General features: G+C 48.7%; 11 protein-coding genes. 10 read left to right on the top strand and 1 reads right to left on the bottom strand.

All coding sequences use genetic code 11. From position 1 onward, the window contains the following. The first annotated feature begins 23 nt into the window (after window positions 1-23). The 9 genes from ACSR9A_RS06165 to ACSR9A_RS06125 all read left to right on the top strand — a co-directional run bounded on the left by ACSR9A_RS06165 (window position 24) and on the right by ACSR9A_RS06125 (window position 16,169). A complete protein-coding gene (locus ACSR9A_RS06165; RefSeq protein WP_473756200.1) occupies window positions 24-1,769 on the top strand; it encodes a sensor histidine kinase in 1,746 nt (581 codons plus the stop codon). Further along, window positions 1,766-3,391 carry a response regulator gene (locus ACSR9A_RS06160; protein WP_473756199.1) on the top strand — a complete coding sequence of 542 codons (1,626 nt, stop codon included), beginning with the start codon at window positions 1,766-1,768 and terminating at the stop codon, window positions 3,389-3,391. Before ACSR9A_RS06165 ends, ACSR9A_RS06160 begins: the two co-directional genes overlap by 4 nt. Window positions 3,392-4,425: 1,034 nt before the next feature. Next, window positions 4,426-5,295, top strand: a complete 870-nt coding sequence (locus tag ACSR9A_RS06155) for an ABC transporter permease (protein ID WP_341283075.1) — start codon at window positions 4,426-4,428, stop codon at window positions 5,293-5,295. A gap of 12 nt (window positions 5,296-5,307) precedes the next feature. Then, window positions 5,308-6,201, top strand: coding sequence for a carbohydrate ABC transporter permease (locus tag ACSR9A_RS06150; protein ID WP_473756198.1), 894 nt, complete (start codon window positions 5,308-5,310; stop codon window positions 6,199-6,201). A gap of 75 nt (window positions 6,202-6,276) precedes the next feature. After that, window positions 6,277-7,812: an ABC transporter substrate-binding protein gene (locus ACSR9A_RS06145; protein ID WP_473756197.1), complete on the top strand. Its 1,536-nt coding sequence runs from the start codon at window positions 6,277-6,279 to the stop codon at window positions 7,810-7,812. A gap of 24 nt (window positions 7,813-7,836) precedes the next feature. Continuing rightward, window positions 7,837-8,706: a sugar phosphate isomerase/epimerase family protein gene (locus ACSR9A_RS06140; RefSeq protein ID WP_473756196.1), complete on the top strand. Its 870-nt coding sequence runs from the start codon at window positions 7,837-7,839 to the stop codon at window positions 8,704-8,706. A 110-nt stretch (window positions 8,707-8,816) separates the two neighbouring features. Then, window positions 8,817-9,911: a Gfo/Idh/MocA family protein gene (locus ACSR9A_RS06135; RefSeq protein ID WP_473756195.1), complete on the top strand. Its 1,095-nt coding sequence runs from the start codon at window positions 8,817-8,819 to the stop codon at window positions 9,909-9,911. 179 nt (window positions 9,912-10,090) lie between these two features. Next, window positions 10,091-12,067 carry an AraC family transcriptional regulator gene (locus ACSR9A_RS06130; protein WP_473756194.1) on the top strand — a complete coding sequence of 659 codons (1,977 nt, stop codon included), beginning with the start codon at window positions 10,091-10,093 and terminating at the stop codon, window positions 12,065-12,067. 352 nt (window positions 12,068-12,419) lie between these two features. Further along, complete coding sequence (locus ACSR9A_RS06125) at window positions 12,420-16,169, top strand: S-layer homology domain-containing protein (protein WP_473756193.1); 3,750 nt, start codon at window positions 12,420-12,422, stop codon at window positions 16,167-16,169. 248 nt (window positions 16,170-16,417) lie between these two features. On the opposite strand, the gene ACSR9A_RS06120 is transcribed toward ACSR9A_RS06125, so the two are convergent. Further along, complete coding sequence (locus ACSR9A_RS06120) at window positions 16,418-18,148, bottom strand: methyl-accepting chemotaxis protein (protein WP_473756192.1); 1,731 nt, start codon at window positions 18,146-18,148, stop codon at window positions 16,418-16,420. A 465-nt stretch (window positions 18,149-18,613) separates the two neighbouring features. Here ACSR9A_RS06120 and ACSR9A_RS06115 point away from each other — a divergent pair. After that, a partial coding sequence (locus ACSR9A_RS06115) for a X2-like carbohydrate binding domain-containing protein (RefSeq protein WP_473756191.1) occupies window positions 18,614-21,465 on the top strand: 2,852 nt, incomplete at its 3' end.

The raw sequence follows: 21,465 nt of genomic DNA, 5'->3' as shown, positions 1-21,465 counted from the left end.
GGCAGAAGAGAGAGGGGTAAGGCATGAGGTTCCGGCATCCGTTTTTTTATCGAACGCTCCGCTTTAAGCTGTTATTTGGCTTTCTGCTGCTCGTCATTCCGATTGTTTCCTTCATGATCTACAACAACTTGTATGCGATTAATGTCGTACGCAATCAGGTAGCCCAGTCCAATAAAAATTTGATCAGTCTCTATATGGGCCAAATTGACCGCAATTTGGAGGATGTGGAGAAATATCTGTTTAATATTGCGGCGATGGAGACTGGCCTGCTTGTGCTTGAGCAGCCGCGCGAGCAAAATCCCGACAGCTATTCGTTCGAGAAGATCCAGCTGAGCAACCAGTTGAGGAATGAATTGCCCAATTATAAGTCGATGGACATGTTCTTCATTTATTCGCCGGAGAACGATGATTTGATGAGCGTATTCGGCGTTGCCCCGGATTATGCCAGCCGTTCCGTGATGGAGCAGGATATTGTAGATAATATCAAGCTAGCCAAGAAGCCGCTGCAAAAGGACTGGTTCGTTCAGCATATGGCAGGCGGTGATTATTTAGCCTATGTCATTCAATACGGCGACATTTATTTAGGCGCGATGGGCAATGTCGATCAGCTGATGGTTCCACTGCATTTAATTGATTTGGGTGAAAATGGCCGGGCCTTTCTGACGGATGACCGTATGAAGCCCATTATAGATGCGCCGCTGGATGACGGCATCTCGATTGAGCCAAGCAGCAGCGACAATGAAGGCTACCAGCTTACGGGAAGCAACGACCAATTTATCGCAGTCGGCGAGCCCTCCTCGCGAGGCCGCTTCGGACTGGTCGCCCTCATTCCCGACAGCGTCGTGCTGGAGAAGCTTCCTTTTTTGCGCAGCATCGTCTCGCTCATCTCCTTTGGGGCCATTATCATTTTGCCGATCATTTTGCTGCTGCTGCGCAAGCTGGTGCTTGTGCCGGTCAATCGCATAATTATGGCGATGCGCCGCATCGAAGCCGGCAATCTGGATATGCGGATCACGAAACCGTCCTCGACATTTGAATTTGAGGTGATGAACGAATCGTTCAACCGCATGATTACGCAAATTCAGGAGCTCAAGGTTAATGTGCTGGAGGAACAGCTGAATTACAAAAAAGCGCAGCTTAAGCATTTGCAGCTGCAAATCAATCCGCATTTTTTTCTTAACTCACTGAACATTGTTTATAATTTGGCGCAGGTGAAGGACTATCATCTCATTCAGGAAATGACCCATTGCCTAGTGCAATATTTCCGATTTATGTTCCGCAGCAACCTGTCATTCGTGTCTCTGTCTGATGAGCTTGCCCATACGATGAATTATTTACGCATTCAGGAAATGCGTTTTCCGGGCGATCTGACCTTCGCTTTCCACACGGATGAGAGTCTCGGAAAAATACCGATTCCACCACTAGTCATTCAATCGTTCGTGGAGAATACGATTAAGCATGCGGTAAATACGGATACACAGGTTCACATTGCTGTTACCGCCCAGGCGCTTAATGAAGATACGCTATATGTCCGCATTGAGGATACGGGGGAAGGTTTTCCGCCGCAGGTGCTGGCGCTGCTCCAGCGCGATATGGAGCTGAGCAATGAAGAAGGCGATCATATCGGGATTCAAAATGTGAAGCAGCGGCTGGGACTGCTGTATCATGATGCAGCCCGCATGGCGCTTAGCGGCAGCTCCGGCCTTGGAGCAGTCGTGGAGCTGTGGCTGCCGATGCAACCAGAAGAGACAGGGGGACGACGAGAATGAGACAGCTGTTGATTGTCGATGATGAGCGGCATGCGGTGCGGGGCATTAAAGCAGGCGTCGAATGGGAGTCGCTCGGCATTTCGGTCGTGCATGAGGCGTACAATATCCGAACCGCCAAGGAAATCATGAGCGACAGCAAAATCGATGTGCTAATTTGTGATATCGAAATGCCGCAGGGCAACGGCTTCGAGCTGCTGGACTGGGTGAAAATTCATTTTCCCCAGACGGAGGCGATGTTCCTTACCTGCCATGCGGATTTCTCCTATGCGCAAAAGGCGATTCAGCTTGGCAGCTGCGATTATATGCTCAAGCCCGTTCGTTACCCCGAGCTGGCGAGCACGGTCAAGCGTGCGCTGGACAAGCTTACAAAAGCCGATCTCGACCGCGAGAAGCTGCAATTCGCAGACATGTACGAGCATTATTATCGGCTATGGGAATCGTACCAGCCGATGTTTATGGAGCGCTTCTGGCAGGACCTGCTAAGCCGCTCCATTCCTTCAACCAAGGAGGGCGTTCGCGAAGCACTGGCGAAGCATAACATTGCCTACGAGGAGCTGCCGCACTATAAGCCGGTGCTCATTAGCGTCCAGCGCTGGCATAAGGAGCTGACGCTGCGCGAAGAGAAGATTATGGAATATGCGCTGCGCAATTCCTTTGAAGAGATGATTCTAGCGAAGTCTGGGCTTGGCCGAATCATTCAGGTGCGCAGCGGGGCGCTGCTTGCGCTACTGCCTATTCGCCAGGAGGATGGCGAGCAGCTGCATGAACAGATCGATTCGTACATCGAGGCATGCAATCGTTATTTTTTCTGCGACCTGTGCTGTTATATGGGCAGCGCGGTGCCTGTGGAGGAAATATGCGAGATGTACGAGCAGCTTGCCGAGCTGGAGTCGCATAATGTGACTCGGTCAAATGAACGGCTTAGCCTAACTAATTGCAGCGTTAGCCCAGATGTCGCGCCGCTTCCGGTAATGAGCGGCTGGGCAGAGATGCTCAAGCTCGGCTGCGGAAAAGAAATGCTTGAGGAAATCGAAAAGTATTTGGACAGCGTCAAGCATACGGGTCAGGCCGATGCCCGCTGGCTGCGCAGCTTCTATGAGGATTTTCTGCAAATGGTGCATCAGGTGCTGCATGCGAAGGGGCTGCGGGCGCATCAGGTGTTCTCCGCCATGGTGCTGATGAAGCGGGCGGATGCCGTCACCCGTTCCATCACCGACTTGTCGGAGTGGGTAGGGGTGCTGATCAAGGAGGTCAGCGGCAATCTGAATGTTGTGGATGAGACACAGACCGTTGTGGACAAGGTGAAGCATTATATTGCCAAGCATATGAGCGAGGATTTATCGCGTGAAGATATTGCCGGCCATGTGTGCCTGCATCCGGATTATTTGGCCCGGCTGTTCAAGAAGGACACGGGACTGACGATTTCGGAATATGTGCTGCAGGAGCGGGTAGCGCTCGCCAAGCAAATGCTGGCGAAGACGGAGCTGGCGATTACGAGCATTGCCTACGAGCTGGGCTATGGCAACTATTCGCATTTTTCAAAAATGTTCAAAAAAGCGACATCAGTCGGCCCGCAGGAATATCGCAAGCTTCAGCAAAGCGGGCAGGCTAAGGGAAGCTGATGGCCCAGTTATTTTCTTAGTCACAGAAGAAGCCCAGCAAAAACGACTATATGATCAAAGTAATTAGAGCGTGTATGCAAACTTAAGCAAGCCAGATCCAGATCGAATTTAGTGTCAAACGTTTTGCCTCTCCTACCGGGAATGTTACACCTCATGAAGGTAAACATATGTACCGAAAGTCAGCTTTATATCCATCGTTTCAGTGGGCTACTCCCTGCGCAAAAATAGACTGGGTGGACAGAGCAGCCGCTATTTCAACAGAATCACCGAGAAAGGCACAGGTGGTGGACTCAGGAGCCGCTAATGCGCTGCAAATAGCCATTTTGACGGAATATGCAGGGCCATAACGGATTTCCTGTCCGCCTACGACCAGAAACCGCATCAAAAGCCAGAATAGCGGAACCTCAGTCCGTCAAAAAAAGAGTAAGCGTCCGGAAATGCACGATTTCGGCAATGCGGCTTAGCCACCGGAGGCTTAGCAACAATCGGCGGCTTCGGTTCTCATGCCTTGAATCGTCAGATAAGTTTGGCATCGATTCTCCAGCCTTGATAAAGTTCTGGGCAAGGAGTGGCAGGGCTACTCCAGTTTGCATACACACCCTAGCAACCTTATTATAAGACTATATAGTGACCTAGTAGAAGCCTGCTCTGTACGCGCAATCGTACGAGGCAGGCTTTTTAGCTGTTTGATAAAATGACATGTCTTTTTTCAAATATAGGAAAGGATGTTCTAAGGCGATCCCTTCTCTATATTTCTCGGACTGAAACGCGTCGCGCCGCCAAAGGAAGGCGACAGCCGTTTCACCTTGGTCGCCTTCCTCAAGATGTCGGAAGATGACAACGAAGAAGTCGGTTTAGTCGTAGTCCAACACCTTGCGAAAAACTAAGATAGAGGTAGAAGAAGTGAAGGGGGAACCGCGATGGCGACGACGGCAAGCACAGCTACATCAAAACCAGCGGAGCAGCAGACGGAAGTAAGACGGGCACAAAATCCCGTATTGAAAAGGCTGAAGCGTTACGCACCATTATTCATTATGATTATTCCCGGCGTCATCTATTTGTTCATCAACAACTATTTGCCGATGCTGGGTCTGATTATCGCCTTCAAGGATGTTAACTTTGCAAAAGGCATTCTAGCCAGCGATTGGATCGGCTTTAAAAACTTTGAATACTTATTCAAAACCGAAGATGCTTGGATCATTACTCGCAATACGCTGCTCTACAACATATCTTTTATCATATTAAACCTGATTATAGCAGTGGGCATCGCCATCTTGCTCAATGAAGTAAAGAAAAAAGTGGCCGCCCGTTTTTATCAAAGCATCGTACTCATTCCTTATTTGATCTCAATGGTTATCGTTGGTTATTTGGTGCTTGCCATGCTGAGTGGTGAAACCGGATTCATAAACAAACAGATCCTTCCGCTCTTCGGAATTGATCCGATCTCTTGGTACAGCGAGCCTAAATATTGGCCCTTCATCTTAGTTATCGTTAACGTTTGGAAAAACGTCGGCTATCTCTGTATCATTTATCTTGCAGCTATTATCGGCATTGATCCGGAATATTACGAAGCGGCTACGATCGATGGAGCAGGCAAATGGCGTCAAATTACGCAAATTACGATTCCGCTTATCGCGCCGGTTATTACCATTATGACACTGCTGCAAATTGGCCGTATTTTCTACTCGGATTTTGGTTTATTCTATCAAGTACCGCTGAATACGGGCGAGCTGCTCTCAACGACGAACGTAGTAGATACGTATGTATATCGGGCACTCATCAATCTCGGCGATATCGGAATGTCCTCCGCTGCTGGCTTGTACCAATCCGTTGTCGGCTTTGTGCTCGTGCTGCTGTCCAATTATATTGTAAGTAAACGAAACCGCGACAATGCGCTGTTCTAGGAGGTTATAGTCATGGTAAATACGAAGGATAAAATTTTTCAAGTTGCGATTCATGTGTTCTTTATCGCTGTTGTGCTCATGTGCCTCATGCCATTCGTGCTGCTGCTGACGACTTCCTTTACGAGTGAAGCGTCCATTGTCAAGGAAGGGTACTCCTTAGTTCCGAGCGAATGGAGCCTCGATGCTTACAAGTTTTTGTGGAGTGATGCTGAAAATATTACCCGCTCCTATGGCATTACCATATTCGTCACGCTAATCGGAACCTTCGTCGGATTGTCCATATCGGCGCTGCTCTCTTATCCGATGTCGCGCAGCGATATGCCAATGAAAAAGCAGCTCGCCTTTTACGTCTTTTTCACGATGCTGTTCAACGGTGGACTCGTTCCGACCTATATCATTTACACTCAAGTATTTGATATGAAAAACTCCCTGCTGGCGCTTATTATTCCAGGTTTGCTGACAAATGGCTTCTTCGTCCTCATTATGCGGACGTTTTTCCAAAATTCGATTCCGCATGCGATTATTGAATCCGCTTCCATTGACGGCGCTGGAGAATTCAGAATTTTCTTCAAGATGATTTTGCCGCTGTCGCTGCCGATTTTGGCAACGATTGGGCTCATGCAGACGATTGGCTACTGGAATGACTGGTTTAACGGGCTCATCTATATTACCGATAGCAAGCTGTTCAGCTTGCAAAACCTGCTGAACCGGATTTTGCTCAACGCCCAGTTTATCCAAAACAATGCCTCGACGCTTAATGCGGGGGAAGTAGCCAATGCGCAAATTCCGCTGGAAACGGTAAGGATGGCAATGGCGGTTATCGGTGTAGTGCCGCTGCTATGCGCATACCCTTTTTTCCAAAAGTATTTCGTCAAAGGGCTGGTCATTGGTGCTGTTAAAGGTTAATGAGATTAACGTTCGGCTACACACGGCTTTTGGCCGGTTAGCATACAAGCTTGAACATACAGGGAGGTTGCAGAGATGAGAAAACGGACAATTGGAATAGTGGCGATGCTGCTGAGCGTTATGCTGGTGCTTGCAGCATGTGGTGGCAACAGCGGCAGTTCAACATCGAATGCCGGAGCAACGAATGCTGCAGGTGGAGAAACAGGCGGAGCGTCTGAACTCAAGCCTTATGAAATGACGGTGGCTTTCTTAAGCATCGGCAATACGAAGGATTTGGCTGAGGTTCAAGCTGAGGTCAATAAAATTACACAAGCTAAAATCAATGCAACGGTTAAATTCCTGCCAATCGATATCGGAGCATGGCAGCAGCAGATGAACCTAATGCTTGCAGGCAATGAGCCGCTGGATATTCTCGTAACCGGCACAGGGCTTAACTTTGGCACACAGGCTGCTAAGGGCCAACTGGTAGAGATGGATGAACTTCTAGCGAAATACGGACAAGATATTCAAAAGGTTGTCGGCGAAGATGTGATTAAAGCCGGCTCCTCGAATGGCAAAATTTACGCTCTTCCAAGCGTACGTGACTGGGCAGCAGATTATGGCCTCGTTATGCGCCAGGATATTGTAGACAAACACAAAATCGATGTCAGTGCGATCAAGACGCTGGATGACTTGACGGCTGTTTTCCAAACGATTAAAGCTAATGAGCCGGGCATGGCGGCCGTTCTCCCAGAGGGCCCAAGCTTCTCGGTTATCCAATCCATGGTGGGCAGCGTCATCGACCCGCTTGGCGACGAGAATGGTGTACTCGTTGGCTTTGATGGCGAGCTGAAAGTCGTAAACTGGTACGAAACGCCTGAATATGCGAGCTTGGTGAAAAAAGCAAGAGAATGGTACAACGCAGGCTTTATCCCTAAAGATGTTTCGACGAACCAAACGACTTCCGAGCAGTTGATCAAAGCTAACAAAGCGTTTGCTTTTATGGCGCATATGAAGCCTGGCTATGAAAGCAAGGAGTCCCTGCTTACAGGTACGCCGCTCGTTGCAGCACGTATTTCTCCAGCGATTTCGACGACTTCTTCAATCGCTAACATTATGTTCGGCATTGCTAGAAACTCCGAGGACCCTGAGCGCGCTATGATGTTCCTGAACCTGCTTTATTCGGATGCAGACCTCGTTAACCTGATCGACTATGGCATTAAAGGCAAGCACTATGAAGTGAAGGATGGCAATATCGTTGGCTTCCCGGCTGGCGTAGATTCCTCCAGCTCGACTTACAACCCGACGCATGGCTGGATGTGGGGCAATCAATTGCTCTCCCATATTTGGGAAGGGGATAGTGCGGATCTGTGGACGAAGCTTGATGAGTTCAACAAATCGGCAGTGAAATCGAAAGCGCTTGGCTTCAGCTTTACAGCGGACCCTGTGAAAACAGAAGTGGCGGCTGTACAGAACGTGAAGGAGCAATTCAAGATTGGTTTGGAAAATGGCACGCTTGAACCGGATAAATATTTGCCGGAATATATTGCGAAGCTGAAATCGGCTGGCATGGAGAAAATCGTTGCCGAAAAACAAAAGCAGCTTGATGAGTGGGCTGCAGCCAATAAATAATATTCCAAGGAGTGATGGTCTGGCATGAGCATTCAAGCAGGCATTAACATTTATTCCGTCCATGAGCAGCTAGCTCAAGATTATTACGGCACTTTGCGCCAGCTTGCGGAAGCAGGCTATACCCATCTGGAAATGCTAGGCTTCAATATGGTGAAAATGTCGCGGTTCAGCGATGAGTTTCCAGCCAAGGAGGTTGCCGCCGAGCTGGCGGCTTCCGGCCTTAAGGCTATCGCAGCCCATGAAGGGCCGATGCCGGGTGAGGATTTACTAGCCCACCGCTGGGATGAGCTGATGGATTATTACGAACAGCTCGGCTGTACGTCACTGGTGCTTCCATCCGTCTGGATGGATGACCGTGACAGCACGCTGCGTCTCGCCGAGCAGTTGGAGCAGCTTGGCGGCAAGCTTGCGCAGCGCGGCTTCCAGCTTTATCTCCATAATCATGCTCATGAATTCAAGTCGGATGGCGATACAACATTGTTTGATATCCTGGCCGCCCATACCGATCCCAAGCATTTGAAATTTGAGCTGGATCTCGTGTGGGTGATGCGGGCTGGGGTTGATCCGATTGCGGTAATGGAGCGTGTAGGCGACCGCTGCGATATGATTCATCAGAAGGATTACAGCAAGCAGCTGTCTGGCCCGCTTAATTTATTCGAATCCATGCGTGCGAACGGCGACGAAGGGCTTGGGCTGATGGATGTATACCGCAAATATATTGTGCCTTCGGACTTTGTTGATCTCGGTACAGGCGCTTTCGATTTTGCCCATGTGTATGGAAAGATCAAGGAACTCGGACATGTGAAATATGCGTTGGTTGAAAATGAAGGAAAATCAGCGGATAAGCTTGCCAGCGTCCGCAACGATCTGGCGTATTTGCGCACATTCATTTAAAATATAAGAATTTATATGCTCACATCTATAACTATGCTTATATTTCATCGCGAAACGGTTGCTTTGCCGCCAAAAGACGGCGACAGCCGTTTCACCTTAGGAGGCTGCAAATGATGGGGAAATTGAAAGCAGGCATTATAGGCTGTGGAGGCATCGCCTTTCAGAAGCATATGCCGTCACTTAAAAATAATAGCGATTTGGTTGATATGGTTGCGTTCTGCGATATCATCCCGGAGCAGGCAGAGAAAGCGGCGCAGCAGTTCGGTACAGAGGATGCCAAGACGTATACCGACTATAAGCAGATGTTAGAAGATAGCTCTATTGATATTATTCATGTGCTGACGCCAAACCTGCAGCATTCATTTATTACCGTAGATGCGCTGGAGGCGGGCAAGCATGTGATGTGCGAGAAGCCGATGGCGATTAACTCGGCAGAAGCGCGTAAAATGCTGGATGCTGCAGAGCGGACAGGCAAAAAGCTGACAATCGGCTACCAAAACCGTTGGAATGACGATTCCCAAACGCTGCATCAAGCTTGCCGGGAAGGAGCGCTCGGCGAGGTGTATATGGCGAAAGCCCATGCGATCCGCAGGCGGGCGCTTCCGACATGGGGCGTCTTTGCCGACAAGGAGCAGCAAGGTGGCGGCTGCCTGATTGATATTGGCACGCATGCGCTTGATTTGGCATTATGGTTTATGGACAATTACAAACCGAAGTCCGTTAGCGGCTCGGTGTTCTACAAGCTGCGGGATAAGCCGGAGGGCAATATGTTCGGTCCGTGGAAGCCGGAGGAGCTGGAAGTTGAGGATTCCGCATTCGGCCTCATTAAGATGGAAAATGGCGCAACGATTTTCCTTGAAAGCTCCTGGGCATTGAATACGACGGATGTGAAGGAAGCGAAGGCATCACTCTATGGCACAAACGGCGGCGCAGAGATGAAGCAGGGCGCAGATTATGCTGGAGAACTGATCTTCAACAATGTCCAATTCGGCAAGCTGATGGAAACGAAGGCGGCAGCCGGTCCCGGCATCGCGTATTTTGGCCCCGGCTCGAATGATCCGGGCACGAAGGAAGCCCGGCAATGGCTCGAGGCGGTTATCCATGATACGGAGCCGCTCGTTAAGCCGGAACAGGCTTTCGTGGTGACGCAAATTTTGGAAGCCATCTATGAATCGGCAGCGACCGGCAAGGAGATTTATTTGTAAAAGCATACAAAGAAGCTTGCAGCGATATTCGGCCCAGCCGAAGCTGCGGGCTTTTTTTGCATTTTAATAGAGCCTGGCGTTATTTTCATTGTAAATGAGAAGATTTATCAATTATAATGAAGGAACTAAGGGATAGCTCGATCGGTTCATTTAAGGCAGGGAGTGGGGAGGTTGAGGAATTGAAGCTGGATGAACATATAAAATTATGGAACCAGACGGCTATTAAAATATGGGATATTCGCCATGTCGTCATGCAGCCAGGCGAGCTGCTGGAGGATTATTTGCTGCCATCAAGCGGCTTCATTTACAGTGTGCGTGGTGCTGGGTATTTGAAGCTGGACGGCGACGAGCATGAGGCTCAGCGGTTTCATGTCCTGCATGGCGGCAAGGGCATGCGGCTGGACGTGTGGGCGGAGGAAGAGTTCGAATATTATTTGCTTTTGTACCGGGCGGTGTATGCTTTGCCGGGCAATAAAGAGCTGGCTCGGCTCATGGAGCGGCATCAGCCCTTTGAGCTGCAATATGGTTTTCAGCCGCAGGAGCCGCTGCCATTGCTTCGTCCACTGGACCATATTCGCAAAGCATGGCAAAACGCAGATGATTTGGATCGCATCCAAATCAAGGGGTTGTTTTATCAATTTATCCATGAGCTGCTTCGGCAAATGAAGACACAGGGCATTAAAGTAAGCAAGCCGGACCTCGTTACGCAGGCCATCCGCTATATAGAGGATCATTTTCAGGAGGCTGTTACGCTGGAGTCGCTGGGGGAAAAGCTGAATTACAGTCCCCGGCATCTGTCGATGCGCTTTAAAGAGCATACGGGAGCAAGTCCGATCCATTATTTGATTCAAATTCGGGTGAAGCGTGCGGCCGAGCTGCTCATTGGCACGGATGCGGCACTGAATGAAATCGCGCTTGAGGTTGGCTATGCGGATGTGTATTATTTCAGCCGGATTTTCAAAAAACATACCGGCTTATCCCCCGTTCGTTTTCAAGAGCGGGAACGCAAGAAGCGGCTTTCAGAAGATCGTCCATTCATCTTATCTGAAATATCCATTGGAACGGGAAAGCTGCGGCGTTATATTGGTAATTATGATAATCATTATCAATATAAACGTGGAGGGTCTGTACGAATGAAAAGAAATACAACATCTGGTCTCGCTATTAGCTTGTTGCTTACGTTAACGCTATTGCTAGGTGCCTGCTCATCAGGTACTGCGAATACGAGCACGAACACCGGAGCTTCTGCTTCCCCAAGCACTGCCACGGAATCAGCGTCGCCCGCGCAAAATGACAGCGGCCAAGCATCGCCAACGGAAGCAGCAACTCGCATCATCAGCACAGAGAAAGGCGATGTGGAAGTGCCTGCCGAGCCGAAGCGCGTCGTTGCGCTATATATGCTGGGCGATGTGGTGGCGATGGGCGTGAAGCCGGTCGGTATTTCCGATGTGTACGAGGGAGCTGCGTTTGAGCAGGAGCTTACGGGTATTGCAACGCTCGGCGAATGGTTTGAGCCGAATCAGGAGGCGGTACTAGCTCTTGATCCAGACTTGATTATTGCCCCTTCTGAGGATACGTATAACAAGCTGCGTGATATTGCTCCAACGGTTTACATTCCGTTTGACAAAATGACGACGGATGAGCGAATGAAAATGCTGGGCAAGGTGTTCGGCAAGGAGCAGGAAGTAAATACGCTGATGGAAAACTTCAACAAGAAAGTGGAAGATAGCAAGGAGAAGCTGAAAGCAGCAGGCGTTTATGACAAAACGGTTTCTATTATTGAAGGCGGCAAAAAGCAAATGTCGGTCATCGCCAGCAAGCAGTATGGCCGCGGGTCGCAAATTATTTATGAATACCTGGGAATGAAGGCTCCGAAGGTGATTCAGGATAAAATCGATGTCGCAACAGTTGGCGATGGCGAAAACGTATCGTTGGAGGTTCTGCCGGAATATATGGGCGATTATATTTTCCGCTCCTCATGGACGGGTATGGATGATTTATCCGACAACTCGATTTGGAACAGCATCCCGGCTGTAAAAGAAGGTCGCTTGGTCGAAATCGAATTTGGACTTGCGTATTACAGCGATATTTATTCGCTGGACAAGCAGCTTGATTTTATCGTGGAGAAGCTGCTGGAGGGTGCACCAAAGGCATAGCACCTGTTTTATCTTTATACCAAAGCTAGCCAGCTGCTCGACAACAGCTGGCTTTTTGATGAGGGAATGCCCGTTCACATGTGCAATTAGCGGCTGTGAACGGGCATTCTCTTTTTCATTTATAAATAGAAGGGATCTAGTATTTGTGCAGTCCTATCAAGTAAATGGCGCAGTGTGAACAAATGAAACCTGGGTGAACAATTTGTGGGAACAGCAGCGGTTCAGCCTGCTCCGAATTGTTCAATTGAACGATAGCCAGTGGTTGGTTACAATTCATTGTGACGCTCCAGCATTTTTTTGCAAACGCATACATGCTTGGGGTGATCTATATACAGAGAGGGGATTCATCGTATTGAATAAGCGAAAATGGCTTTCGGCCGCATGCTCCTGTCTATTGGTGCTGTCCATGCTTGTATCTGCTTTTCCTGCCTATGCGGCAGAGGGGCTGCAAAACGGGGACAATTCTTCTAATGTGAGCGCAGCGGTACGTGATGATTTTACCGAGCAGGAATTGAAGGATAACGACTATATTCTTTATTTTGTGAATGCAGGGGATGCAACGCCATCTACGGTAGAAGGCACGGATAAGTTTGGACTGTATTCCTCCGTAACCGAGCAGGTCTATGGGGCGGATGCTGTAACTGAAAAAAAATGGGGGTTAGTAACGACTACATCAGCTGCAAGAACAGGCGATGCTTCAACGAAGCTGGGTACGCTGCGTTATTATAACGGCTCGCAAGTAAGGGATAAGGCGATTGAATACAAATTTGAGCTGCCGGAAGACAGCTATGATATTACGTTTGGGTTCAAAAATCCATGGAGCGGCCGCAGCGTCAATATGGTTGTGAACGGGACGAATCTCTTCGGTGAAACTGCTATTGGAGAATATGATGCCGTAAAGGAGGTAACTTACCGCAATTTAAGGCTGACAGGAAATGAAATGCAGGTTCGCGTTCAAGGGCCAGCAACTGCAGCATTAAGCAATTATAATGATCCAATGCTTAGCTATATTATTGTTCGTCTGAATGTCACGGTTCCTTTGTCCGACTTGGGAGATAAGCTGGATGAGGCAAGAAGCGAGGCAACTGATGTGAAGTACACACGCTACAGCGTACAGGTGCTGAATGATGCAATTGCCACAGCTGCTAGTACATTCGATGCACTGTCTGCAAATGGCACAGACATTCAAGACCCTGCGGTGCAGGAGCAGATTCGCTCGGCTATCGCTTCATTGAATACCGCGCTTGCCCAGCTTTCGCTGGATGTGCCGAATACGTCGTTTAAGCCGGGCACGGTTTGGAATGATACGAGCGGTGCGCTTATTCAGGCTCATGGCGGCGGCATCATCTACGATGAGCATACGGAAAAATATTATTGGTATGGCGAGGATAAGACCAATGGCTATTTGCCAGCCCGCGGCGTTCGGGTATACTCCTCAACCGACTTATACAATTGGGAGGATCATGGTCTGGCGTTGACTGCGATTGGGTCGATGGATGATTTTACGAATGATCCGCTCATCTCTCAGCTGTATGCAGGCAGAACGGATCAAGCCAGCATTTTGAACGATATTGGGACGGATCGCATTATCGAGCGTCCAAAGGTTATTTACAATGATGCAACCGGAAAATACGTGATGTGGATGCATACGGATGGCCCGTCGGAAACGTCGACAGCCAACTATGCGAAGGCGGAGGCTGGCTATGCGCTGAGCGATTCGCCAACAGGACCCTTCGTCTACGGCGAAAGCCACCGGATGGACCGTGCTCCTGCGGATGCCACCTACAATGGGCAGCCTAACCAGCCGGGAATGGCGCGGGACATGACGCTTTTCAAGGATGATGACGGTACAGCTTACCTCGTCTATTCCAGCGAGGAAAATATGACGATGTACATTTCCAAGCTTAACGAGGAATATACCGATATTGTCGGCTGGCATAAAGACGGCAATGTCGAGCGCGATACCGTATACAAAGCCGAATATGGTGTCGATTACGTTCGGGTATTTCCGGGAGGACAGCGGGAAGCTCCTGCCTTGTTCAAATATCAGGGCAAATATTATATGATCACATCAGGCGCCACCGGATGGGACCCGAACCTTGGGAAATACACGGTTGCCGATGATATTTTCGGTGAGTGGAAGCCGATGCGCGATGTAGCGCCAGGCAGCGGTACGACGTTTGGCTCGCAAAGCACGCATGTTCTTCCGATTGATCCAGCAGCGGGTAAATTCCTGTATATGGGCGATCGCTGGGACAAAAATGATTTGAAAAATTCGCGTTACATTTGGCTGCCGATCGAATTTGGCCAAAATGATGAAATCGCGCTGCGCTGGCGCGATGAATGGACGCTGGATGAGCTGAACGCTATGGGACGTATTACGATTGATACGCCTTTGCCTTCGCAAACCTCGATTGGCAAAGTGCCTGTGCTGCCAGATACGGTGCAAATTACATTGTCTGGTGGTTCGCAAACGACGGCTGCAATTGCTTGGAATGCAACGCCGGAGCTGTTTGCTAAGCCTGGAATTGTTACGCTGAAGGGTACGCTTAGCGGGGCGAGTAGCAAAACGATTGAACAGCAAATTTATGTGGTGCCGGATCGCAGCGCTTATTTTGTTCATGCTGGAGGAGCGGCAACAGCCGATTATAACGACATGATTGCCTACATGGATGATACGCTTATTAATAAAGATGCGATCGACCAGAAATATGACCCGGATAATGGTCAAAATTGGGGTTATGTTGGTGACAATACCTTGACCTCGGGTACGGCTAGTGGCGATCTGTTCGCTTCACTGCGTTATTTAAAGTCTGGTACTGGCGATGATTTGCCTTACCGTTTTGATATCGCAAATGGCGAATACGATGTATATGTAGGCCTGTTCGACCCATGGTCGCAATATAACCCTGGTACTCGGAAAGCTCATATCGTTATCAATGATGAAATTAAAACGAGCAGCTATACATTCAGCGCTTCGCGAGATGTGCTGGGCTACGAAGACGTGAATGTATCTGATGGGAAGCTTGCGCTGACGGTTCGCCGGGCGGTTAATGGCGCTCCCGATCCGCAAATCAGCTGGATTATGATCGTCGCTAAGGAGCAGACAGCCGTTCAGGCAGCAAATCGTCTAGGCGAAATAGCAGCACCAGCACAAGGGGCGGTACAACTTGCGCTTCCGGAAGCCCCAGAAGGCTTCACAGTGGCGATCAAATCCTCCAACAGTGCAGTAATTGGCACCGATGGTACAATTACGCCGCCAGAGCAAGCAACAACCGTTCAATTGGAGCTGGAAGTGACAAGGTTATCGGATCAGACCAGTGCTATTATCGTACGGTCGGTTATCGTTCCTGCCAAAGCAAGCAGCGGTGGCGGTACGGACCCAGGCACGAATCCTGGAACAAACCCAGGGACGAATCCTGGCTCGGGGTCCGGCAGCAATCCAGGATCAGGCTCGGGAAGCGGCTCAGGCAATGGGTCGAATCCAGGGACTACGCCGGGGACTGGAACTGGTACGGATCCGGGAACGAATCCAGGAACAGATCCAGGAACAGGAACGAATCCGCCAGCATTTCCGGATGTAAGCAATCACTGGGCAGGAGCGGCAATTGGCAAGCTGACGGCTCAGGGTATCATGCAAGGATATCCAGATGGCACGTTCCAGCCGGATAAAAAGATGAATCGCGCCGAGTTTATGACGATTATTTTCCGCTTATTGAAGCTGGACACGGCTGCCGGTTCATCGAAATTTAGCGATGTGTCGGAAGGAGCTTGGTATGCAGGCTCGGTAAATGCGTTGGTCAATGAAGGAATTGTGAGCGGATTTGCTGACGGCAGCTTTAAGCCGAATCAGGAAATTACCCGCGAGGAAGCTTTTGTGATTTTGTACCGTGCGATTAAGGGGCAGCTTGCTGCTGGCACGGCGAGTGGCGAAGGCAGCTTTAAGGATGGTGACAGCATCTCTGCTTGGGCAGCGGAAGCGGTTCAAGCTCTGGCAGAGCATGGTCTGATCAGCGGTTATAAGGATGGTTCTATCAAACCGGAGCAATCGATCAATCGTGCTGAAATAGCTACGATTGTCGCCAAGCTTTTGCAAGAGTAGTAGAAAATGAGAAGAGCAAGGTTTCCCGGGATCGCCTTGGAAACCTTGCTCTTTTATTTTACCCTCGAAACGTTAGCTTTGCCGCCAGAGGAAGGCGCCAGCCGTTTACGCTTGAAATATAGGAAAGGATATGATGTTTTGATCCATTCTCTCTATTTCTACGCGAAACGGTAGCTTTGCTGCCAGAGGAAGGCGCCAGCCGTTTACGCTTGTTTGTTTTTCAACTGTTCCGTTAGCAGTAGCCTTCGTCAGTTCACTTTAAAGCTGGAAATAGCTGTTTCCAAATCGCTAACAATACGATTCAGTGCTTGTGCCGATGCTGCGATATGCTCCATCTGCGCCAGCTGTTCCTCCGTTGCCGCCGCCACGTCATCTGTTTTCTCCAAATTGGAGGCAGCGCCAGCTGCAGCTGATTCTGTCGAAGCACTAATTTGCTGCGAGCCTGCGGACAATTGCTCAGCAATGGCCGAATTATCATGGAGCTGATTCGCAATTTGCTCAATAGCGATAGAGATAGCATCAAGCCGCTCCTGCACCACTTTCAGCTGGCCGCCGCCATTTTCGACCTCTTGAACGGTTGTCGCCATATAGCTGGATGCACTAGCGATTTCACTGCGTGTGCCAGCTACGAGCGTATTGATGCCTTCCGCTGATTCCAGCGAGGCCGCTGCCAGCTTGCGGATCTCCTCCGCAACTACGGCGAAGCCTTTGCCTTGTTCTCCTGCCCGTGCCGCCTCAATTGAGGCGTTCAGCGACAAAATATTCGTTTGACCAGCGAATGCGGTAATATTTTGAGCGATTTTGCCGATTTGCTGCGAGCGATGCTCAAGAGACTGAATGCTTTCCGACAGCTTCGTAATGACGGAACGAACATCCTCCATCTGGGCGATGAGCGCAGCGAGCGCCTGCTGGCTTTGCTCGGTTTGCTCTGACGTTTCAGAGGAATGCATGGCAATGGAAGTTGTATTTTCGGCAATACGCTGAATGCCAACCGCCATTTCTTCAATCGCACGGGATGTTTCCTGTGCAGTTCTAGCCTGAACCATGGAGCTTTGAGCGACCTCTTGAATCCGAATCGCGGTGTGCTCTGCGGCCTCGGTCGATTCCTGCGACGCAGCTGTCAGCTGGGAGGAAGCTGCGCTTACCTCGACGGAAGACTCCGAAATGCCGGAAATCAGCTTGCGCATCGTATCTATCATATGATCGACGGCTGCTGAAATCCGGCCAAGCTCGTCTTTTCCAGGATTTTCATCGCGCTGCACCGTCAAATCTCCCGCTGCCACTTGGTTGGATTTGGCGACGATAATACGGACTGTCCACATGATTTGACGGACGGTGATGATAACAATGATGACTAGAAGAAGCGTAACTAAAGAAATCGTTATGAATGCTACAAGTTGATTTTGATCCACTTGCTTGTTGATGGCCGCAATCGTCAGCTCCGCATGCTTGTCTAAGCTGTCTCCAATCTCGTCAATGCCGGAGCGGCTGGATTTAAAAGCGTCGTCAATTTCCGCATTGCGGAATTGTTGCTGCTCCCCGGAAGCAGCCTGTACGGCAGCAGAGGACCACAATTCAAATTTTGGCTGGAATTGGCCCAGAATGTCCTCAATCGTACGGCCAGACTCACCATATGCCAATTTTTTCAAAGCTTGCGCTTCAATAATAACGTTTGCTTTTCCAACACGTTCGGATACCTGCGCGATATTTTCGGCCAGCTCTTTGCGCGCTTCATCCGTTTCAGTCGCGTTTAACGTACCAGACGCCACTTTTAAATATGCTTCATAAGCCTGATACATGTCGCGGTCTGCATTCAAAATCAGTGAATTGACCTGATTGGATGTGTCATAAATCTCCTCTGTCATCGTATGCACAATTTGCTGCTGGCCGTTCAGGTAATACAAGCTCGACAGCACATACGCAATAAGCGGAATTGCAGCAAGCAGAGCCAGCCGCCAGCGTAAAGATAGTTTTAACATAGAATCCCGCCCTCTTTTCTAAAAGTTAACCTAATATGTAGTATATATCGGTGAAAATCACGTTTTCCATAACGATTTTATGGTGTGTTTTTAAAATAATTATGTCGAGGCTGTATGGTGAAAAGAGGTGGGGGAAATGCTAGGCTATTTTCATGGGTAAAGCCTTGCCAGTAGCGGTTTATGCTCGATTGAAGATTCGACACATTTCGATAAAAATTATCCCTGAATCCGTCTTTTTATAGGAGGAATATGTTATAATTTGTCGAATTTATTCACAGCTAGAAATTTCCTGACTTAATTATGGTACAGAAGCTATTGGGTGGCGTCATCAGAGAGAGTATAAATGAAGCATAGAGGAGAGTGAATCCGGCGGGATGTACGAGCCTGCATATTTAGGAATCGGGTTTTTGAAAGAGCTTGCAAGACATAGACAGCAACTTAATAAAATTCTGGAGGCACTCAGCTATGACAAAAAGGCATCACACATCGATATGGCCACGAATAGGAATTTTTATGCTCGCTTTTATCATCATGCTTCAAGTTTGTACCCCTTCCATTTATGCAGCGCCTACGCCGGACACCTTTACAACAAAAAGCGGAGAGACGTTGCCTACGAATTCTATGACAGCTGGAGCCTATGGTAATGGACTATACATCGCGGTTGGATATTATGGGGCAATTATTAAATCTACAGATGCCGAACATTGGGAAAGCGTAAAAACCAAGGCGGATTCTAATTATAGTGGAGTAATTGCTCCAGCAAGCTTTATTTTTTATGGCGTTGCTTATGGCAATGGCGTCTTTGTTGCCGTTGGTTCTGAAGGGGTTATTTTAAGCTCCACGGATGGCGTGAATTGGACACAGCGAACCTCGGGGATTTCTACCCAGATTTCTAATGTCGAATATTTTACCTTTAATGGAGTGGGAGCCTTTTATGCACTCTCGCAAGGGAAGTATGTTACCTCCACTAATGGTACGACTTGGACAACGGTTGTACCTACTGGATTACCTTCTGACAAATCCATCACTCAAGTAACAGTGGGAAACAATGGGACGCGCCTCGCTGTATCGAGTCAGGAAGGCAAAATTTATTCGACGACTAATGGCACGACTTGGACTTCCGTTCATCCAGTGACCCCAGCCTCGCTCCCCGCTAATGGAGCCAATTTTCTGGAATGGATGAATGACCGTTATTTTATGGCTGATATTAGCGGCTATATCTGGACCTCTACCAATCTCTCCACTTTTACCTTAATGGGTGCCCCGTCTTTACAAGTTGGGTCAAATCCAACCGGCCAAATGAGAAAAGGCTTTTATGATGGAGCACATTATTATTTGTTTGGCAGCGAGGGAAGCAAATATGGCGCTGTTTATACATCAACAGATGCGACAACTTGGACGCTGCAGCCTTTTGAACGAGAGTTTGTTGATCAAAATGCTTCCTATATAAACGGAAAATACTTTTTGTTTGGAAATGAAGGTATGAGCGTCTCAGATACGGGCTCTAATTGGAGCTATAAATGGGGCGGGAATTTTAATGAAATTATATATGACGGTAGCCAATATATAGCTGTTGGGCAGCTAGGAAAAGAAGGAAGCATCTGGACTTCAAATGACCTGTCTGTATGGACAAAGCACAGTATTTCAGGATTCGCAGATGCTTTTACAGCAGTGGCGCACGGAAATGGCAAGTATGTGGCAGTTGCTGGACCTTATCACGGCACAACAAAAATTGCTGCCTCCAGCAATGGAACGAGTTGGAGCGTGCAAAGCGGCGCGCTTGGCAATGAAACTTTTACTGATGTAGCTTATGGCAGTGGGGTATTTGTGGCAGCAGGTTATACCAATAAGGCTGTGATTGAGACATCGGTGGACGGTGTAACTTGGACGGAGCAGACCTTGCCTACCAATACGTTGAACTATTTATCCTCGGTTGTTTATATTAATAATCAATTTGTAGCGCTAGGGAATGCTACTGATAATTATGGAAATGTGACCGAGTTAGCAATTTTGACTTCAAATGATGGGATAAATTGGACGAATCACGATAGCAGTTATCCTAATTCAACGGATTTTGTAACCAATGTGATTTATGATGGAAGCAAATATATTTTGCTTGGGTACGATTCATCTACTTATGAAATGTTTACCCGTACAAGTTCGGATCTTATGACTTGGTCTCCTTCTGGTTTAACAGGCGGATATTTAGCATTTGGTGGTTCGACATTTTTAGGAAAGAAAGGCAATACGCTTTATGGACTTTTTACAGATAGCAGTTATGAATCAGAGGACATTTTTTATTCAAATGATGACGGTGCTACTTGGCAAGCTTCTTCTACTTTAGATGCTACCAAGAGAGCGTCTGCATTAATGACCGTCAATAATGAAATTGTTATATCCGGTCCTAACAAACTGGTTATGACCTCGGAGGCGGTAGTTTCTTCATCGGCAATTACCCCTGGTACGGCAAGCTTCGATAAAGAAACATCAGCGCAAGCGGATGTAGCTGTAACGTTGACGCTAAACGGCAATACGTTGAGCAGCATCACGAATGGTGTAGCAACGCTAATAGCGGGAACGGACTACACGGTTGCGGGCAACACGGTAACGATTAAAAAGTCGTATTTGTCGCAGCAGTCAGTAGGCACGACGAACCTAGCGTTCAACTTTAGCGCAGGAGCAGCGCAGACATTGGCAGTAACGGTGAGTGACACAACGCCGCAGAACAGCCAGCTGAGCCAGACAACAGCGAGCTTCGATAAAGAAACATCAGCGCAAGCAGATGTAACTGTAACGTTGACGCTGAACGGCAATACGTTGAGCAGCATCACGAATGGTGTAGCAACGCTAACGGCGGGAACCGATTATACGGTAGTGGGCAACACGGTAACAATCAATAAATCGTATTTGTCGCAGCAGTCTGTAGGCACGACGAACCTAGCGTTCAACTTTAGCGCAGGAGCAGCGCAAACGTTGGCAATAACGGTGAGCGATACAACGCCACAAAACAGCCAATTGAGCCAGACAACAGCGAGCTTCGATAAAGAAACATCAGCGCAAGCAGATGTAACTGTAACGTTGACGCTGAACGGCAATACGTTGAGCAGCATCACGAATGGTGTAGCAACGCTAACAGCGGGAACGGACTACACAGTTGTGGGCAACGTAGTGACGATCAACAAAGCATATTTGTCGCAGCAGTCAGTAGGCACGACGAACCTAGCGTTCAACTTTAACGCAGGAGCAGCGCAGACATTGGCGGTAACGGTGAGCGACACAACGCCGCAAAACAGCCAGCTGAGCCAGACGACAGCAAG

The organism is Paenibacillus sp. R-74696 (assembly GCF_055814915.1).
The sequence above is the reverse complement of the archived record's forward strand: the minus strand, read 5'-3'. Positions and strand labels throughout refer to the sequence as shown.